The organism is Amycolatopsis plumensis (genome assembly GCF_042652605.1).
GTDB lineage: Bacteria > Actinomycetota > Actinomycetes > Mycobacteriales > Pseudonocardiaceae > Amycolatopsis > Amycolatopsis plumensis.
In genome coordinates, this window is the sequence record NZ_JBHSJY010000001.1 from 3098327 (window position 1) to 3115593 (window position 17267).

Consider the following 17267-nt stretch of genomic DNA (forward strand, 5'->3'; position numbering starts at 1 on the left):
TTGCCCACTGGCGCGTTCTGCGTAATACTCGTCTGCGAGTACTCGTAGACGAGGAGTCGGGATGAAGCGGCGGAAGGTGGGCAACCTGCTCGGCCTGGCCGTGCTGTCCGTCGTGGTGGAACGCCCGCGGCACCCGTACGAGATGGCGGCCGTGCTCAAGGAGCGCGGCAAGGACGCGGACCTGCCGATCAAGTGGGGCTCGCTCTACACCGTCGTCGCCAACCTGCAGAAACACGGCTTCATCGAGGCCGTCGGGAGCGTCAAGGACGGCGGGCGGCCCGAACGGACCGTCTACCGGATCACCCCGGCAGGCCGCGAGGAGTTCGAGGACTGGGTCCGCGAGCTCGTCGGCACGGTCGACCCGGAACCGCCGCGGTTCCGGTCGGGGCTGTCGATGATCGGCGTCCTCGGGCCGGACCAGGCGATCAGCCGGCTGCGGGAGCGGCTCGGCCGGCTCGACGAGCGGGCCGGAAAGCAGCGCGCGGCGCTCGATCAGCTGCGGCCGCTGATGCCGCGGATGTTCCTGATCGAGGTCGAGTACGACATCGCGATGACGGAGGCCGAGGCGCGCTGGGTGCGCGGCTTCCTCGACGAACTGACCAGCGGCGCCTTGCCGGGTATCGAGGCCTGGCGGCGCTGGCACGAGACCGGCGAGCTTCCCGACGACTTCGGGGAGTTCGTGGAGAAATAGCACGGACCCCGGGAGGTGCTGGCACACCGCCCGGGGTCCTCGACCCCGAACCGAGCACGCCCGGCCCCGAGGTGGCACCGCAAGGATAACGGGGTGCGCTCTTCGGTTCGGTCCAACCGAAGAGGAGAACTCCATGGAGACGACCCGCAAGCACCGAGTGCCCGAGATGGAGGGGTTCCAGGCCCGCTGGTACGCCAAGAACCGCGGCACCGAGGCCCAGCTCGCGCAGTACCGGCGGCAGGCGGCCGAGGTCACCGCTGGCTGGCCGGAAGGCGCCGAAGTCCTGGAGGTGGCGCCCGGGCCCGGCTTCTTCGCCGTGGAGCTGGCGAAGCGCGGCTACCGCGTCACCGGGCTCGACATCAGCCACACCATGGTCGAAATCGCCCGGGAAAACGGCCCGGGCATCGACTTCCGCCAGGGCGACATCACGCACGCGCCGTTCGCGGACGAGTCGTTCGACTTCCTGATCTGCCAGGCCGCGTTCAAGAACTTCCGGCAACCGGTGAGCGCGTTGAACGAGATGCACCGGGTGCTGCGCCCGGGCGGCTACGCGGTGATCCACGACCTCAACCACGAGGCCACCAGCGCGGACATCGACCGCGAGGTGGCCGGGATGCATGTCGGCGTGGTCGCCGGGTTCACCGTCCGGCAGACGCTGGGGTGGCTGCGGCGCCGCGCGTTCACGCGTGAGCAGTTCGAGACGCTCGCCGCGGAGAGCGCGTTCGGCGGCTGCTCGGTCACCACCGACGGCATCGGCCTCGAGGTCCGCCTCACCCGCTGAGTCAAGACGCAGCTTTCATAGGGAAAGTGCGGTTCGAGGGGCCCTCAAACCGCACTTTCCCTATGAAAGTGACGTCAGCTCAGCGCGGGGCCATCCGGAGCGAGCCGTCCATCCGGACGACCTCGCCGTTCAGGTAGTCGTGGTCGATGAGCGACAGCGCGAGCTGGGCATATTCGTCCGGCCGCGCGAGCCGCTTCGGGAACGGGACGCCGGCGGCGAGCGACGCGCGGAACTCGTCGCTGACCGTGGCCAGCATCGGGGTGTCGACGATGCCCGGCGCGATGGTCAGCACGCGGATGCCGTGCGAGGCCAGGTCACGGGCGGCGGGCAGTGTCATGCCGACGACACCGCCCTTGGACGACGAGTAGGCGACCTGCCCGATCTGGCCGTCGAACGCCGCGATGGACGCGGTGTTGATGATGACGCCGCGGGCGTCGTCTTCGAGGGGCTCGGTCTTCGCGATCGCCTCGGACGCGATGGTCAGCACGTTGAACGTGCCGATCAGGTTGATCTGGATGACCTTCGCGTACAGCGCGAGGTCGTGGCGGCCCTTCTTGGACAGGATCCGCGCGGACGGCCCGATGCCGGCGCAGTTCACCACGGTCCGCAGCGGCACGCCAGAGCCCGAAGCGGTCGCCACGGCGGCCTCGACCTGCTCGACGTCGGTGACGTCGGCCTCGACGTAGGTGATCCCTTCGACCTGCTCGGCCTTCTCGATCGACGACGCCAGGTCCAGCGCGAACACCCGCGCGCCCTTGGCCGCGAGGGCCTTCGCCGTCGCCCCGCCGAGGCCGGACGCACCCCCGGTGACGAGCGCCGCGGTGTCGGTGATCTGCATCTTTGCCGTTCCCTTCGTCTGCACGTTCGCTGGGACAGGTTAACGCTCGTTCGCATCCGGAGGGCTCGTGTCTTCGCTCACCGCTTTCGGGCATGACGGGTTCCGTTAGCGCGGTGGTCACGTCCGGCTGTCACCTTCAGCACCATGACGCCAGCTCGGATCGTGGTGGTAGGAACCGGATACGTCGGCTTGACCACGGGGGCCTGCCTGGCCAGTCTCGGGCATTTCGTCACCTGCGTGGACGTCGACCGCGCGAAGGTCTCGCGGCTGGCCGCCGGCCGCGTCGACATCCTCGAACCCGGGCTCGCCGACCTCGTGCACCGCGGGATCGCGGCCGGGCGCCTGCAGTTCGTCGTCGGCGCGCGGGACGCGGTCCGCCACGCGCAGGCGGTGTTCCTCTGCGTGCCGACGCCGATGGGCGCCGGTGGCTCCGCCGACCTGCGCGCGGTCGAGGCGGTGACGGCCGAGATCGGGGACGTCCTGCCCGCCGGCTGCGCGCTGGTCACCAAGTCGACCGTGCCGGTCGGCACCTCGCAGCGGATCCAGGCGCTGGTCGGCCGGACCGACGTGCCGGTGGTGTCGAACCCCGAGTTCCTGCGCGAAGGCACCGCGGTCGCGGACTTCCTGGGCCCGGACCGGATCGTCGTCGGCTCGGACGACCTCGCCGCCGCGCGCTGGGTCGGTGAGCTGTACGCCGAGCTCGACGCGCCGGTCGTCGTCGCCGACGCCGCCAGCGCCGAACTGGTCAAGTACGCCGCGAACTGCTACCTGGCGCTGAAGCTGTCCTACGTCAACTCCATCGCCGAACTCTGCGAACGGCTGGGCGCGGACATCTCCCTGGTCACCGAGGGGATGGGCTACGACCGGCGGATCGGCCGGACGTTCCTCAAGCCCGGCCCCGGCTGGGGCGGCTCCTGCCTGCCGAAGGACACGAGTGCGCTGGTCAAGGTGGCCGAGTCGGTGAACTACGACTTCACGATGCTGACCTCGGCCATCGACGAGAACCTGGCCCAGCGCGACCGGATCGTCGCGAAGATCGCCGGCGCGGTCGGCGGGACGCTGGCCGGCGCCCGGATCGGCGTGCTGGGCCTGGCGTTCAAGGCCGGCACCAACGACCTGCGCGACTCGCCCGCGCTCGCCGTTTCGTCGGTGCTGTGCGCGCTGGGCGCCGAGCTGATCGCCTACGACCCGGCCGTCGACGGCGAGATCGCCGGGATGACCGTCGTCGACGACGCCTACCAGGTCGCGAAGGACGCGGACGCCGTCGTCGTGCTCACCGAGTGGGCCGAGTTCAAGCACCTCGACTGGGCGGCGATGGCCGAGCTGATGGAGGGCATCGACGTCGTCGACACGCGGAACCTGCTCGACCCGCGGGTGATCGTCGACGCCGGGCTGTCTTGGCAGGGTGTCGGACGGCCGCGGGCGGCGGCGCGAATCACGGTTTCCTGACCGCGCCTTCTTGACTAGGGTGATCGGCACGGCATCGCGTGTCGGTCACCGGCTGGGTGAGGCATGGAGGTGGCGGGAGTGCCCTGGAGGCATTTCAACCGTGTCAGTTTCCGTATCCGTTGAATTGAACCATTTGATCGTCCCGTCCCGGAACAACCGGGAATCCGCCGAATTTCTGGCGAACCTGCTCGGCCTCGAAGTCGGGGAAGAATGGGGTCCGTTCATCCCGGTCGAGACGCGCAACGGCGTCCGGCTGGACTTCGCGAGCGTCCCCGAAGAGGACCTGCGCCTGCAGCACTACTGCTTCCTGATCCCGGAAGACGACTTCGACGCCGTCTTCGCGCGGCTCGTCGAAACCGGCGTGACCTACCACGCCGATCCGATGGGGAAGCAGGTCGGCGAAATCAACCACAACCACGGCGGCCGTGGTGTCTACTTCCTCGATCCCGGCGGGAACGGGATGGAAATCATCACGCAGCCGTACGAGCCGGAGCGGCGTCGTCCGACGGCTTGGTAATTCGTTAGCGTTGCGTACTATCGAGGCATGTTCACGACGAGGCCGGAGCTGACCGGCACCTTCGGGATGGTGGCATCGACGCACTGGCTGGCCTCGGCCACCGGGATGGCGGTGCTGGAAGACGGCGGCAACGCGTTCGACGCGGCGGTCGCCGCCGGCTTCGTCCTCCAGGTCGCCGAGCCGCACCTGTGCGGCCCGGCGGGCCAGGTGCCCGGCCTCTTCGTGACGGCGGACGACCCGACCCCGCGGGCGCTGGCCGGGCAAGGCCCGTCGCCCGCGGGGGCCACCGCGGCGCACTTCGCTTCGCTGGGCCTGGACCTGATCCCGGGCAGCGGCCTGCTCCCGGCGACCGTCCCGGGGGCCTGGGATGCCTGGCTCCTGCTGCTTCGCGACTACGGCACGAAGCCGCTTCGCGAAGTGCTGAAGTACGCGATCGGCTACGCCCGCAACGGCGTCCCGCTGGTGTCGCGGGTCGGCGACACGATCCGCGCGGTGTCCCGCCTGTTCACCGAGCACTGGCCGACGTCCGCGGCGCTCTGGATGCCGGACGGCAAGCCCGCGTCCGGCCTGCACCGGAACCCGGCCTTGGCGGACACGTGGGAGCGGCTGCTGCGCGAGGCGGAGTCCGTCTCGGGCCGCGAAGCGCAGCTCGACGCGGGCCGTCGTGCCTGGTCCCAAGGTTTCGTCGCGGAAGCGATCGACGCGTTCAGCCGGACGGCGTTCCGCGACGACTCCGGCCGCGACCACGCGGGCCTGCTGACCGGCGACGACCTGGCGTCGTGGTCGGCGTCGTACGAGGACCCGGCGTTCGTGGACGTCGACGGCTGGCGCCTGGTCAAGATGGGCGGTTGGACGCAGGGCCCGGCGCTGCTGCAGCAGGCGCTCCTGCTGCACGGCTTCCGCGACGAGTTGTCCTATGTGGACGGCATCCCGTCGGAACGCACGGTGCACCTGGCGACCGAAGCGGCGAAGCTGGCCTTCGCGGACCGCGAGGCCTGGTACGGCGACACCGACGTGCCGCTGGACGTGCTCCTTTCGCCGTCGTACACGGACGCCCGGCGCGCCTTGATCACCGACACGGCGTCTGCTGTATTGCGTCCAGGCGACGCTCGTGGCCCGGCACGTCTCCCGGCGATCCTGGACTCGCTGCAGGGCATCGAGGCGGGCGACGGCGCCACGGGCGAGCCGACGGTCGGCCCCCAGGGCCAGACCCGCGGCGACACGGTCCACCTCGACGTCGTCGACGCGGCGGGCAACCTGGTGTCGCTGACGCCGTCGGGAGGCTGGCTGCAGTCCAGCCCGACGATCCCCTCGCTGGGGTTCTGCCTGGACTCGCGCGGCCAGATGTTCTGGCTGGAGCAGGGTTTGCCGAATTCCCTGGCCCCGCGCAAGCGCCCCCGGATCACGTTGTCGCCGTCCCTGGCCCTGCGCGACGGCGTCCCGACGCTGGCCTTCGGCACCCCCGGTGGCGACCAGCAGGACCAGTGGCAGCTGTGCTTCTGGCTCGCGCACGTCTACGGCGGGCTCAACCTGCAGGAGTCGATCGACTCACCGGCCTGGCACACGACGGCGTTCCCGAGTTCGTTCTACCCGCGCTCGTGGAACCCGCGCGAGCTGGTGGTGGAGTCCCGGCTGGGCGCGTCTACTTTGGACGCCCTCCGCGCCCGCGGTCACGCGGTGGTCGATGCGGGAGACTGGGCGCTGGGCCGCTTGTCGGCGGTCTCCCGGACCGACGGCCTCTTGCGAGCGGCGGCCAACGCACGCGGCATGCAGGGCTACGCCGCAGGCCGGTAGTCGGTCGTGAGTGGTAAGGCGGGTTCTAACCCAATGCCGCTTAGCTTAAGTTGATGTTGTGCTGGTCGGTGTGGTGCTTCTGGCGGTGTCGGTTGGCTGGTTAGTGTCGCTGCCGTGAGCGGGATTGGTGGCGGGTGGGCGGACTCGATGTCGGTGGGGGTGCTGGCCACGGCGGTGCCACGGGACGCGGTGGACACTGCGATCGCGGTGACCCGCCGGGGCGCGAAGCGCTCCGGCGGGAAACTGCCCCCGCACGTGATGGTGTACTACGCGATGGCGCTGTCGTTGTTCGCCGACGACGATTACGAAGAGGTCATGACCCGCCTCGCCGGCACGCTGGCCTCGTGGGGATGCTGGGATCCGGGCTGGGACATTCCCACCACAGGCGGGATCACCCAGGCCCGCCAGCGGCTGGGCGCCGAGCCGCTGGCGGAGGTGTTCGACACGGTCGCGGTCCCGGTAGCCGATGAGCTGACCCAGGGCGCGTTTCTGGGGCCATGGCGGCTGATGAGCATCGACGGATTCGAGTGGGACGCCCCCGACACCGACGCCAACGTCGCCGAGTTCGGGTATTCCGGCGGCACCGGCGAGAAAGCATCCGCGTTTGCAAAGGTTCGGGTACTGACCATCGCCGAGTGCGCCTCCCACGCAGTCGTGGCCACCCGGATCGGCGGGCGCGGGACCGGCGGGAAGCGCCAGGGCGAACAGACCCTGGCCCGCCGGCTCTGGCCCGCACTGGCCGAGGACTGGCTGCTGATCGCCGATTCCGGTTTCTACAGCTACCAGGACTGGAGCAAGGCGGCCGCCACCGGCGCGGCCCTGCTCTGGCGGCTGCCCGCCACGGTGAAGACCCCGAAGCTGATGGATCTGGACGACGGATCCTACCTGTCGGTACTGATCAACAAGACCGTGCGCAGCACCACCCGCCGCGCCGAGATCCTGCAGACCGCCCGCGACGGCGGTGACCTCGACCCCGCCGAGGCGACCGTGGTGCGCGTGATCGAGTACACCGTGCCCGACCGCGGACCCGACCCGGACGAGGTGATCCGCGTGATCACCACCATCGGCGATCCCGCCGACGCCCCGGCCGAGATACTCGCCCAGGCCTACCACCAGCGCTGGGAGCACGAGACCGGCAACGACCAGCTCAAAACCCACCTCCGCGGCCCCGGCCGGGTCCTGCGATCGAAAAGCCCGGACATGATCCGCCAGGAAATCTACGGCTACCTGCTCACCCACTACGCCATCAGCACACTGATCTGCCGAGCCGCCACCGAAGCCGACATCGACCCCGACCGGGTCAAATTCCTGCGCACCGTCCGCCTCGTTCGCCGCCAGACCACCTCCGGCCCGGCGGCCTTTTCCCCCTAACCAGCAGACCAGAACACTCACCACCGCCATCACCACCCGCCGTCACCTCAACCCGCAACGCCGGCACAGAACCTACCCACGCGTGGTCAAACGAGCCCGCCACACCGCATACCGGATTAAGAAACCCACCGACACCGGCACCCACCACAACGGACCCGCCACCATCACCCTCACCACCGCCGCATGATCAACACAAGCTAAGTGGCATTGGGTTCTAACCCTCCTAAACACTCACGACCCTTGCGGCATTACAGCGGCAGCGAGGCCCAGCCGCCGCCCTCGGCGAGGAGCGTCCGCACGGCGAGGGCGTGCTCGGCGAACCCGGCGAGGTCGCCGTGCAGCAACGCCATCCGCTCGTCGTCGAGCGGCGTGGTGTCGCCGGACCACAGTTCGCAGATCCAGCTCGCGGCCAGGTGCATTGACCGCACGAGCGCCGCCACTTCGGTTCCCGTGGCCGAGGAAGCGATTTCATCGCACGCCACCACCAGATCCCGGAGGCCGCGCACGGCTTCGTCCGGGGTGCCGTCCCAGTCCGGGCGGGGCCACGTCGACGAGCCGAGTTCGAGCCACAACCGCCATCCCGCGGTCAGCTCGTCGTGGTCACGCGGCACCCATTGCCCGGCCATGCTTCCGAGTGTGCGCCCGAACGCCCGCCCCGGCGGATGGGATTCCTCACTTCGCGGGCTGCTGCCAGAGCCAGAATTCGATGCCCTGGTTGTCGGTGCAGTCGGCGGTCAGCCCGTACGGGTGGTTTTCGACCTCGCCCGCCCGGCCGCCCTGCTCGCGCACGCGGGTCAGCGCCGCGTCGAGGTCGGCCACCGCGTACATCAGTTTCCAGCCGATCTGGCGGTCACCCGCCCACAGGCCGCCTTCGAGACCGGGGCCCGAGAAACTCCAGGCATCCGACACCGAACCCGGGGTGAACTCCCAGCCCAGCACCGCCCCGTAGAACGACTTCGCCGGCTCGGCCTCGGGCACCTGGAACGTGAAGTACATGGCCTGGCCCGGAGCCGGGGACGGCTTCGGGGCCGCCTGGGAGACCAGCCAGCGCTGGCCGAACGGGTCGCGGAACGAGCCGCCGCGACCGTACGGGGAGTCGCTCACCGCCCGGATCAGCGTCGCGCCCAGTTCCAGGGCGCGGGCCACCGAAGCATCGACGTCGGGGACCTCGACCCGCACCGACGCGCCCCCTTCGCGCGGTGCCACGTGCCCGATCTCCGGGTGCTCCTCGGCGAGCATCAGCACCGCGTCGCCGATGGCCAGCTCCGCGTGCCCGATCCGGCCGTCGTCCATCAGGATCGGCTCGCCGCGGCGGACCGCGCCGAAGACCTCGACGTAGAAGTCGAGCGCCGCGCGGGCGTCGGAAACCGCCAGGTAGGGCGTCAGCGAACGCAGTGACGCGGTCGCGGCGGGAGCGGCAGTGGTCGTCATATCGGCTCCGTTCAAGATGGCGCGACGCAGGTGGTCGCGCAGTTCGGCGGCGAAGTCCGGGTCGGGCGCGACCCGCTCGGAGGGACGGCGAAGCGCGTCGAAAGGCTCAGGCATCGCGACCCTCCTTCTCCTCGTAAGCGCGCCGGAACGCGGCACGGGCCCGGACGAGCAACGCCTCGGTGGCGTGCACGCTGCGCCCCAGGTGGCCGGCGACCTCGGGGACGCCGAGACCGTCGACGTACCGCAGCGTCAGCGCCGCCCGGTGGTGCGGCCCGAGCGACTCGAGCACCTGTCTCGCACGCAGGGCGTCGAGCTGCTCGTCCCACGGGTCCTCGACGTCCGGCTCGCTGTCGTGCACGAGCCGCAGGCCGCGTGCCTCACGTTCGGTGCGCCGCCAGTGGTCGGCGAGCTTGTGCCGGGCGACGCCGATCAGCCACCCGGTGCTCACTGGAGGTGCGTACTCCTTGCGACAGGCGGCGACCGCCCCGAGGAACGTCTCGGAAGTGAGTTCCTCGGCGAGCGTGCGGTCACCGCACCGGGACAGCAGGTACCCGTAGACCTCCGGCAGGGCGGTTTCGTACAGCCCGAGCAGCGCGAAGGCCGGGTCCGGTCGTACCCGAGGTTCCGTCACACCTTCATAGTCGTCCGGCGCCCGCTTTTTCCGACGGGTGAATCCCGGATTTCTTCGGGCGGCCAGTTCACCCGAACGGTGACAACGTGGGCCCGTCCCTCCGGGAAGAGCCGGTAGACGCTGACGACGAACGTCCCGGGCCTGGCCCGCTTCCGGGACAGGAAGTCGTGCGCGCACGCGGTCCCGTACCGGACGGTCCAGCCCTGGTACCGATCACTGCGGTGCTCCAGGACGAAGCCCATGTCGTCCACGAGCTCGGTGTATTCGTGCACCCGCACGCTCCCGGCCTCACGCCGGTACTCCAGCTCGTACGGATAGCCGTACCTGTCCATGACCAGCAGGTTCTCGCCGCAAGTCGGCGCGACACGGCCCGCGCGCGGGAATCCCACATCGGACTGCCCGCCTTACGATTCGTGGTTGACCGACAGCGAGGGGTGTTCCATGGACCGGCCGGCCAAGCCGAACTACCGGCGACGCCAGCTCGGCCGCACCCTGCGCAAGCTACGCGAGGCGGCCGGGCTCAGCCAAGAGGACGCCGGGCGTCCGCTGCGGTTCTCCACCTCGAAGATGAGCCGCATCGAGCAGGGGTACATCCCGGGCTACAACGACTTCCTCGCCCTGCTCGACCGTTACGGGATCATCGCCTCGGACTACGACGAGTACGTGCGGATGTTCGACTACGCCAAGGAAAAAGGGTGGTGGCACGCCTTCGGGTTGAGCGACCGCGGGTTCGTCAGCGTGGAGGCCGAGGCTGCCTGGATCCGCAACTACCAGCTGGGATTCATCCCCGGCCTGCTCCAGACCGAGGGGTACATGCGTGCCACCTTCGCCGGAGCGAGGGACTCCTTCGAGGGCGCCAACCTGGAGAACCAGATCAAGGTCCGCCTGCGCCGCCAGCGCCGCTTGGTCGACGCACCGCTGCTCAAGCTGCATGCGGTGGTCGACGAATCAGTGATCCGCCGCGATCCTTGCGAGGCCGCGCAGCTGCGCCACCTGCTCGACGCGAGCGAACTTCCGAACGTCACCTTGCAGGTTCTCCCGCAGTCGGCCGGATCTCACGATGGCCTGTACAGCAATTTCATCATCGCGGGTTTTCCGGATCGGGCTGAGCCGGACCTGGCCTACGTGCCGTACGGCTTCGGCGCGCTGCAGATCGAAAAGGAGCCTGAGGTGCGCGCTGCTAGGCTGATTTTCGACCATCTCGCCGATCTGGCGCTGGACGAGGAAGACTCGCGGACCCTCATCACGGGGTTGATCGCGGAGATGTAACCCGAGTGAGAGGCGACCATCGTGAACTGGCGGAAGAGCAGCTACAGCGGTGGCGCCAACAACGATGACTGTGTCGAGGTCGCCTTCACCGGCACTGCAATCGCCGCCCGGGATTCGAAAGCGCCTGCGGCCGGGGCACTCGAAGTGCCGCCGGCCGCGTGGTCCGCCTTCCTCTCCGCCGTCACGCCCGCGGGTCCGGCAGCCGCCGTCCGGTGACGGCGACGATCGCCGCCAGCACCGCCACCACGCCGATCACCAGCGCGAACGCCTCACGCGAGCCCAGCGAACCCGACAGCGCCGCGTACAAACTCCCCAGCGTCGCCACGCCCAGGGCCAGCGACGTCTGCTGATTGGTCGTCATCACGCCCGACCCCACACCCGCCAGATCCGTCGGCACGTGGGACAGCACGATCCGGAACAACGTCGTCATCGCCAGCGCGTTGCCCACGCCGATCGCCACCATCGACGGGGCCAGATCCAGAATGGTCACGTGCGGCCACGCCGACAGCGTCGTGCAGAGCAGTGCCACCATGCCCATCGCCGTGATCGCGCCGCCGATCGGCACCACCTTCGGGCCGTACCGCGCCACCAGACGGCTGCTCAGCATCGACACCGTGAAGTACGCGACCGCCAGCGGCGTCAGCGCACCACCCGCGCCCAGCGGGCCGTAGTGCAGGCCATCCTGCAGCGTCATCGCGAACACGAACATGAACGAACCGAACGCGCCGAAGAACGGCACGGCCACCATCAGCCCGCGGCGCACGCTCGGCAGCCGCAGCACCGACGGCGGCAGCAGCGGCGTTCCGCCGAGCCGCTCCAGCCGTCGTTCGACGTGCACGAGCGCGGCCGCCGCGAACGGGAACACCGCCAGGAGCGCGATCGTCCACGCCGGCCAACCCAGTGCCCGGCCCTCCATCAGCGGGACCAGCAGCGACAGCAGCGTCACGGCCAGCAGCGCGGTGCCCAGCCGGTCGACGCCCAGTGGGTTGTGCGCGCGGCTCTCCGGCAGCTTGCGGGCCATGACCAGCACCACCAGGCCGATCGGGACGTTCACCAGGAAGATCGGCCGCCAGCCGGTGCCCCACAGGTCGGCCGCCACCAGGCCGCCGCCGAGGAGCTGGCCGACCACCGTCGAGATGCCGCCCGTCGCGCCGAACAGGCCGAGCGCGCGCGACCGCTGCTCGCCCGACGTCGTCGCCTGGATGATCGAGAGCACCTGCGGCAGCAGCAGGGCCGACGCCGCCCCCTGCGCGGCGCGGGCCACCACCAGCGTGCCGGCCGTCGGGGCGATTCCGCAGGTCAGGGACGTCAGTGTGAACAGCCAGAGGCCCGCGATGAACAGCCGCCGCCTGCCGAAGGAGTCGCCGAGGCGGCCGCCGACCACCAGCAGCACCGCGTACGCGATGCCGTAGGCCGCCACCACCAGCTCCAGGGTGGCGGTGGACGCGTGCAGGTCGGCGTCGATCGTCGGCAGCGCGACGTTGACGATGAAGAAGTCGATGATCGGCAGTGCCGCCCCCAGCAGCACCGTGACCAGGCCGGCGGGGGTCAGTCCCGGCCGAAATTGAGCACCGGCCGAGCTCGGCGCAAGAGAGGTCGTGGTCATGAGTACTACGATCGACCCGCTCGGAACCTGGTACCAGTTGTTGTTTATCCAGGTACCGGTCGCTACCTGGTACCAGGTTCCACGGCGTGCCATCCTGGCACCATGACCACCGCCGTCGAATCCGGCCTCCGCCGCCAAGAGCTGGCGCGGTTCCTGCGCAGCCGTCGCGAACGGATCACGCCCGAGCAGGTCGGCCTGCCGATCGTGGGCCGGCGCCGGACGCCCGGCCTGCGCCGCGAAGAGGTCGCGCAGCTCGCCGGCGTCGGGGTCACCTGGTACACGTGGCTCGAGCAGGGGCGGGACATCAACGCCTCCGAGCAGGTCCTGCAGGCCATCGCCCGCACCCTGCGGCTCGACCCGCACGAGCACGTCCACCTGTTCCGGCTGGCCGGGGCCCCCGAGCCGGAGGGCGAGAAGGACTGCCAGGTCATCACGCCGGCGATGGAGCTCATGCTCCGGAAGCTGGAGCCGTACCCGGTCGCGATCCGCAACGCCCGCTGCGACCTTCTCGGCTACAACCGCGGCTACACCTGGCTCATGGGCGACGTCGACGCCATCCCGTTCGGCGACCGGAACACCCTGGTCCAGTGCCTGCTCAACCCGGAGTGGCGCAAGCGGATGCTCGACTGGGACGCCAACATCCCGCGCGTGATCGCCTCCTTCCGCGCGGCGATGGCCGACCACGTCGCCGAGCCGGCCTGGAAGCAGCTGGTCAAGCGCCTCAAGGCCGAGTCGCCGCTGTTCGCCGAGCTGTGGCCGCACCACGACGTCAACTCGGAGCCGATCCGCACCAAGCGGTACCTGCACCCGGACGTCGGGCTGCTGCAGTTCAACTTCACCTACCTCTACTACGGCCGCCGCTCCGAGATCACCATGTCGACCTACACCCCGGCCGACGAAGAAACGGCGGCGAAGCTGCCGCTCATGTTCGACTGACGACGTACGCCCGCGGGCCGCTCCGGGACGGACGCGCCGCGGCGGGGCGAGCGGTAGTTTTCGCGGCATGAGATGGCCGCCGTGGGTGGGGCGCGTGGTGCGCACCGTCGTCGTGACCGCATTCGTGCTCGCGGCGACGAGCGGTGCTTCACGCTGGCAGCCCGGTGCGGCTCCGATGACCCCGCTCGCGGCGGCGTGGCTCGCCGCCACCGGGCTGACGCTGCTGCTCGTCCACCGCTTCCCGCTGACGCTCTTCCTGGTCACAGCCGCCTCCGCGTTCGGCTACTACGCCTCCGGCCTGCCCGGCGGGCCGGTCATCCTGGTACCGACCATCGCGTTGTTCGTGCTCACCCGGCAGCGCGGGCCCCTCACCGCGGGCAGCACCGGCGCCGGCGCGCTCGCCGCGGCCTACCTCGTCCACATCGTCCTGACCAGGTCGTTCGCGCTGGAGTTCGGCGCCGGGTTCGTCGTTGTCTGGCTGGTCGCGGTGGTCGGGGTCGGCACCGCCGTCCGGTACCAGCTCGACGCGCTCGCCGCCCGCCGCGAGCAGGCCGACGAGCACCGGCACCGGCTCGCCGAACAGGAGCGGCTGCGGATCGCCCGGGAGGTCCACGACGTCGTCGCGCACAGCCTGGCGATGATCAACGTCCAGGCGGGCGTCGCCGCGCACGTCGCCGACCGGCGGCCCGAGCAGGCAAAGGAGGCGCTGCTCAACATCAAGGCGGCCAGCGCGTCCGCGCTCAAGGACCTGCGCGCGACCTTGGCCGTGCTGCGGTCCGGGGAGGACAAGGCGCCCGCGCCAAGCCTCGCTCAGGCCGCCGAACTGCTGGACCACGCCCGCGACGCCGGGCTCACGGTCGAGGTCCACGGCGCACCCGGCGACCTCCCGGCCCCGGTCGACGCGGCCGCCTACCGGATCCTGCAGGAGTCGCTGACCAACGTCGTGCGGCACGCCGACCAGCCGACCCGCGTGGACGTGCGGTTCGAGCGGCAACCGGGAGCCGTCACGCTGCGGGTGCGCGACGACGGCCGCGGCACCGCCCAGCCGACCCCGGGCCACGGCCTGCGGGGCATGTGCGAACGCGCCGCGGCGCTCGGCGGCCGGTGCACCGCCGGCCCGGTCGACGGCGGTTTCGAAGTGTGCGTCGAGCTACCGATCGAGGGGGAAGCATGATCCGCGTCCTGCTGGCCGACGACCAGGTCCTGGTGCGCGCCGGGTTCCGCGTGCTGCTGGAGACCGAAGACGGGTTCGAGGTCGTCGGCGAGGCCGGCGACGGCGAGCAGGCGTTCGCCGGAGCGATCGAGCACCACCCCGACATCGTCGTGATGGACGTCCGCATGCCCGGCGTCGACGGCCTGGAAGCGACCCGGCGGATCACCGCGAACCCGGACCTCGCCGGGACGAAGGTGCTGGTCCTGACCACCTTCGACGTCGACGAGTACGTCTACGAAGCCCTGCGCGCGGGCGCCAGCGGGTTCCTGCTGAAGGACACCGAGCCGGTCGAGCTCCTGCGCGCGCTGCGGGTCGTCGCGAGCGGGGAAGCGCTGCTGGCCCCGACGGTCACCCGCCGGCTGATCCAGGAGTTCGTCGGGCGCCCGGAGAACCGGCGCATCGACACCAGCGCCGTCCGCGAGATCACCGACCGCGAGCGCGAGGTGCTCGGCCTGGTCGCGGGCGGGATGTCGAACGACGAAATCGCCGCCCACCTGGTGATCTCGACGGCCACGGCCCGCACCCACGTCAGCCGCATCATGACGAAGATCGGCGCGCGCGACCGCGCCCAGCTGGTGGTGCTGGCCTACGAGTCCGGGCTGGTCACACCGCGTCGCCCCGCCTGACCCGGCGCACCACGCGGACCGCCCGCACCAGGAACACCACGGCGAGGACACCGACCAGGCAGATCCAGATCACGGCGCCTCCTCTCCCGGCCGATGCTCTGCTCAGTGGGCGTCCGGGAGGGGGATGGCGTTCACCGACACGGCGGAAGTCACACCTTCGGGCTAACCTGCTCGCCGGTGTCTTCCCCCGGCTATCCTCAGCGGGTGCGTCGTGCGTTGATCACCGGGATCACCGGTCAGGATGGCCAATACCTCGCGGAGCTGCTCCACGAGAAGCAGTACGAGGTCTTCGGTCTGGTCAAGGGGCAGAACAACCCCCGGATCGACACGATCCGCACGGAGTACCCGTACGTCGAGATCGTCGAGGGTGACCTGCAGGACCTGTCGAGCCTGGTCGGCGTCCTGGAGCAGGTGCAGCCGGACGAGGTGTACAACCTCGGCGCGATCTCCTTCGTCGCGTTGAGCTTCAAGCAGGCCGAGCTCACCGCGAACGTCACCGGGCTCGGCGTGCTGCGGCTGCTCGAAGCCGTCCGGATGGTCGGCGGCAGCCAGAACAACCAGATCCGCTTCTACCAGGCCTCGAGCTCCGAGATGTTCGGCAAGGTCCGCGAGTCGCCGCAGACCGAGGCCACGCCCTTCTACCCCCGGTCGCCCTACGGCGTCGCGAAGGTGTTCGGGCACGACATCACCGTGAACTACCGTGACAGCTACGGCCTGTTCGCCTGCTCGGGCATCCTGTTCAACCACGAAAGCCCGCGCCGCGGCATGGAGTTCGTCACCCGCAAGGTGACCAACGCCGTCGCGCGGATCAAGCTGGGGCTGCAGGAAAAGCTGGTGCTGGGCAACCTCGACCCGCGCCGCGACTGGGGCTTCGCCGGCGACTACGTCCGCGCCATGTGGCAGATGCTGCAGCAGGACTCGCCGCAGGACTACGTCGTCGCGACGGGCCGCACGCACAGCGTCCGCAACTTCGTCGACCTCGCCTTCAAGCACACCGGCATCGACGACTGGGAGCGGTTCGTCGAGCAGGACCCGCGGTTCTTCCGGCCCGCCGAGGTCGACCTCCTGGTCGGCGACGCGACCAAGGCCCACACCGAGCTGGGGTGGAAGCCGGAGGTCGGGTTCGAAGACCTCGTCGCCATGATGGTCGACCACGACCTGCGGCTCGAAGCCAGGAAGGCCGGGATCCCGCTGCCGTGATCTCCTACGCGCAGAACGCGGAGGACGTCGTCCTCGCCCGCGTTTTCGCCGGTCAGGCCACCGGCCGCTACGTCGACCTCGGTGCCGGGTACCCGACGCTGGACTCGGTCACCAAGCACTTCTACGACCTGGGCTGGCGCGGGATCAACGTCGAGCCGGAACCGACGCTCGCCGCCGAGCTCGACCGCGAGCGCCCCGAAGACGTCAACCTGCGGGTCGCCGTCGGGGCGCGGCCGGGGACGACCGTGCTGCACGCGGTCGACGGCCAGTGGGGCCGGGCGACGATCGACGACTCGCTCGCCGCGCAGTACCGCGAGGACTGGGCGGTCCGGGACATCGAGGTGCCGGTCGTGACCCTGGCCGCGCTCCTCGACGAGCACCCCGGGCCGGTCGACTTCCTCAAGATCGACGTCGAGGGCGCCGAGCGCGCGGTGATCGAGGGTGCCGACTGGAGCCGGCACCGGCCGCGGGTCCTGCTCGTCGAGGCGACCGAACCGGGCTCGCCGAAGCCGGCCCACCACGGGTGGGAGCCGATGCTGCTCGACGCGGGTTACCGCTGCGCGCTCTTCGACGGGCTGAACCGCTTCTACGCCCAGTCGGGCGACGCGGACGCGCTGACGGCCCTGTCGGCTCCCGCCAACGTCTTCGACGACTACGAGCCGCACGCGGTGGTCCTCCTGCGGGAGGAAGCCCGGCAGAGCCGTCCCGCCGAAGTCGCCTACATCCGGCGGCTCGAGGCGGCCGTCAAAACGGCCGAAGAGGGGCGCGCCGAGCTGGGCGAGCAGCTCGCGGACCACCGGCGGCAGCTGGAGCAGGCCCGGCGCCAGGCGGAGGAGACCCGCCGTCGTTCGGCGGCGCTGGAACACCGCGTCGCCGAACTGGAGGCCCAGCTCGACGCGCGGCGTTCCTGACGC

At 70.3% G+C, this 17267-nt stretch carries 19 protein-coding genes; 13 read left to right on the plus strand and 6 right to left on the minus strand.

All coding sequences use genetic code 11. The features are described 5' to 3' along the window. Positions 1 to 61 precede the first annotated feature (61 nt). Positions 62 to 691 carry a PadR family transcriptional regulator gene (locus tag ACFPLC_RS14800; RefSeq protein WP_378205119.1) on the plus strand — a complete coding sequence of 210 codons (630 nt, stop codon included), beginning with the start codon at positions 62 to 64 and terminating at the stop codon, positions 689 to 691. A gap of 133 nt (positions 692 to 824) precedes the next feature. Then, positions 825 to 1472 carry a class I SAM-dependent methyltransferase gene (locus tag ACFPLC_RS14805; protein WP_378205121.1) on the plus strand — a complete coding sequence of 216 codons (648 nt, stop codon included), beginning with the start codon at positions 825 to 827 and terminating at the stop codon, positions 1470 to 1472. Positions 1473 to 1551: 79 nt separating this feature from the next. On the opposite strand, the gene ACFPLC_RS14810 is transcribed toward ACFPLC_RS14805, so the two are convergent. Beyond that, on the minus strand, positions 1552 to 2310 hold the full coding sequence (locus ACFPLC_RS14810; RefSeq protein ID WP_378205124.1) for an SDR family NAD(P)-dependent oxidoreductase: 759 nt from the start codon (positions 2308 to 2310) through the stop codon (positions 1552 to 1554). A gap of 144 nt (positions 2311 to 2454) precedes the next feature. Here ACFPLC_RS14810 and ACFPLC_RS14815 point away from each other — a divergent pair, with 144 nt between their 5' ends. The 4 genes from ACFPLC_RS14815 (at position 2455) to ACFPLC_RS14830 (ending at position 7441) form a co-directional block, all read left to right on the plus strand. Next, a complete protein-coding gene (locus tag ACFPLC_RS14815) occupies positions 2455 to 3759 on the plus strand; it encodes a UDP-glucose dehydrogenase family protein (protein WP_191308759.1) in 1305 nt (434 codons plus the stop codon). 133 nt (positions 3760 to 3892) lie between these two features. After that, complete coding sequence (locus tag ACFPLC_RS14820) at positions 3893 to 4276, plus strand: VOC family protein (RefSeq protein WP_378205127.1); 384 nt, start codon at positions 3893 to 3895, stop codon at positions 4274 to 4276. 27 nt (positions 4277 to 4303) lie between these two features. Continuing rightward, complete coding sequence (locus ACFPLC_RS14825; RefSeq protein WP_378205130.1) at positions 4304 to 6070, plus strand: gamma-glutamyltransferase family protein; 1767 nt, start codon at positions 4304 to 4306, stop codon at positions 6068 to 6070. 114 nt (positions 6071 to 6184) lie between these two features. Further along, the gene (locus tag ACFPLC_RS14830) at positions 6185 to 7441 is read left to right on the plus strand and encodes an IS4 family transposase (protein WP_378235794.1); all 1257 of its coding nucleotides are present in this window, start codon (positions 6185 to 6187) and stop codon (positions 7439 to 7441) included. Positions 7442 to 7689: 248 nt separating this feature from the next. On the opposite strand, the gene ACFPLC_RS14835 is transcribed toward ACFPLC_RS14830, so the two are convergent. The 4 genes from ACFPLC_RS14835 to ACFPLC_RS14850 are packed head-to-tail and all read right to left on the minus strand — an operon-like array spanning position 7690 to position 9835. Continuing rightward, on the minus strand, positions 7690 to 8067 hold the full coding sequence (locus ACFPLC_RS14835; RefSeq protein WP_378205592.1) for a hypothetical protein: 378 nt from the start codon (positions 8065 to 8067) through the stop codon (positions 7690 to 7692). A 46-nt stretch (positions 8068 to 8113) separates the two neighbouring features. After that, the gene (locus ACFPLC_RS14840; RefSeq protein ID WP_378205595.1) at positions 8114 to 8986 is read right to left on the minus strand and encodes a VOC family protein; all 873 of its coding nucleotides are present in this window, start codon (positions 8984 to 8986) and stop codon (positions 8114 to 8116) included. Next, positions 8979 to 9503 (minus strand): RNA polymerase sigma factor, encoded by a 525-nt coding sequence (locus tag ACFPLC_RS14845; protein ID WP_378205598.1) that lies wholly within the window; start codon positions 9501 to 9503, stop codon positions 8979 to 8981. The genes ACFPLC_RS14840 and ACFPLC_RS14845 overlap by 8 nt, the downstream gene beginning before the upstream one ends. Then, positions 9500 to 9835, minus strand: a complete 336-nt coding sequence (locus ACFPLC_RS14850) for a hypothetical protein (protein WP_378205600.1) — start codon at positions 9833 to 9835, stop codon at positions 9500 to 9502. The genes ACFPLC_RS14845 and ACFPLC_RS14850 overlap by 4 nt, the downstream gene beginning before the upstream one ends. 85 nt (positions 9836 to 9920) lie before the next feature. Here ACFPLC_RS14850 and ACFPLC_RS14855 point away from each other — a divergent pair, with 85 nt between their 5' ends. Both ACFPLC_RS14855 and ACFPLC_RS14860 read left to right on the plus strand, forming a co-directional pair. Further along, positions 9921 to 10772, plus strand: coding sequence for a helix-turn-helix domain-containing protein (locus ACFPLC_RS14855; RefSeq protein ID WP_378205602.1), 852 nt, complete (start codon positions 9921 to 9923; stop codon positions 10770 to 10772). Positions 10773 to 10793: 21 nt separating this feature from the next. Continuing rightward, on the plus strand, positions 10794 to 10988 hold the full coding sequence (locus ACFPLC_RS14860; RefSeq protein ID WP_378205605.1) for a DUF397 domain-containing protein: 195 nt from the start codon (positions 10794 to 10796) through the stop codon (positions 10986 to 10988). Here ACFPLC_RS14860 and ACFPLC_RS14865 read toward each other — a convergent pair. Next, positions 10954 to 12378 (minus strand): MFS transporter, encoded by a 1425-nt coding sequence (locus tag ACFPLC_RS14865; RefSeq protein WP_378205607.1) that lies wholly within the window; start codon positions 12376 to 12378, stop codon positions 10954 to 10956. The two genes, ACFPLC_RS14860 and ACFPLC_RS14865, sit on opposite strands and share 35 nt — an antisense overlap. A 102-nt stretch (positions 12379 to 12480) precedes the next feature. Between ACFPLC_RS14865 and ACFPLC_RS14870 the strand changes: the two genes are divergently transcribed. The 5 genes from ACFPLC_RS14870 (at position 12481) to ACFPLC_RS14890 (ending at position 17264) form a co-directional block, all read left to right on the plus strand. Beyond that, on the plus strand, positions 12481 to 13314 hold the full coding sequence (locus ACFPLC_RS14870) for a helix-turn-helix transcriptional regulator (protein WP_191308776.1): 834 nt from the start codon (positions 12481 to 12483) through the stop codon (positions 13312 to 13314). A 67-nt stretch (positions 13315 to 13381) separates the two neighbouring features. Further along, a complete protein-coding gene (locus tag ACFPLC_RS14875) occupies positions 13382 to 14488 on the plus strand; it encodes a sensor histidine kinase (protein ID WP_378205610.1) in 1107 nt (368 codons plus the stop codon). Next, positions 14485 to 15153, plus strand: coding sequence for a response regulator (locus ACFPLC_RS14880; protein WP_378205613.1), 669 nt, complete (start codon positions 14485 to 14487; stop codon positions 15151 to 15153). Before ACFPLC_RS14875 ends, ACFPLC_RS14880 begins: the two co-directional genes overlap by 4 nt. Before the next feature lie 204 nt (positions 15154 to 15357). Continuing rightward, positions 15358 to 16353 (plus strand): GDP-mannose 4,6-dehydratase, encoded by a 996-nt coding sequence (gene gmd / locus ACFPLC_RS14885; RefSeq protein WP_378205616.1) that lies wholly within the window; start codon positions 15358 to 15360, stop codon positions 16351 to 16353. Further along, on the plus strand, positions 16350 to 17264 hold the full coding sequence (locus ACFPLC_RS14890; protein ID WP_378205619.1) for an FkbM family methyltransferase: 915 nt from the start codon (positions 16350 to 16352) through the stop codon (positions 17262 to 17264). Before gmd ends, ACFPLC_RS14890 begins: the two co-directional genes overlap by 4 nt. The last annotated feature ends 3 nt before the right edge of the window (positions 17265 to 17267 follow it).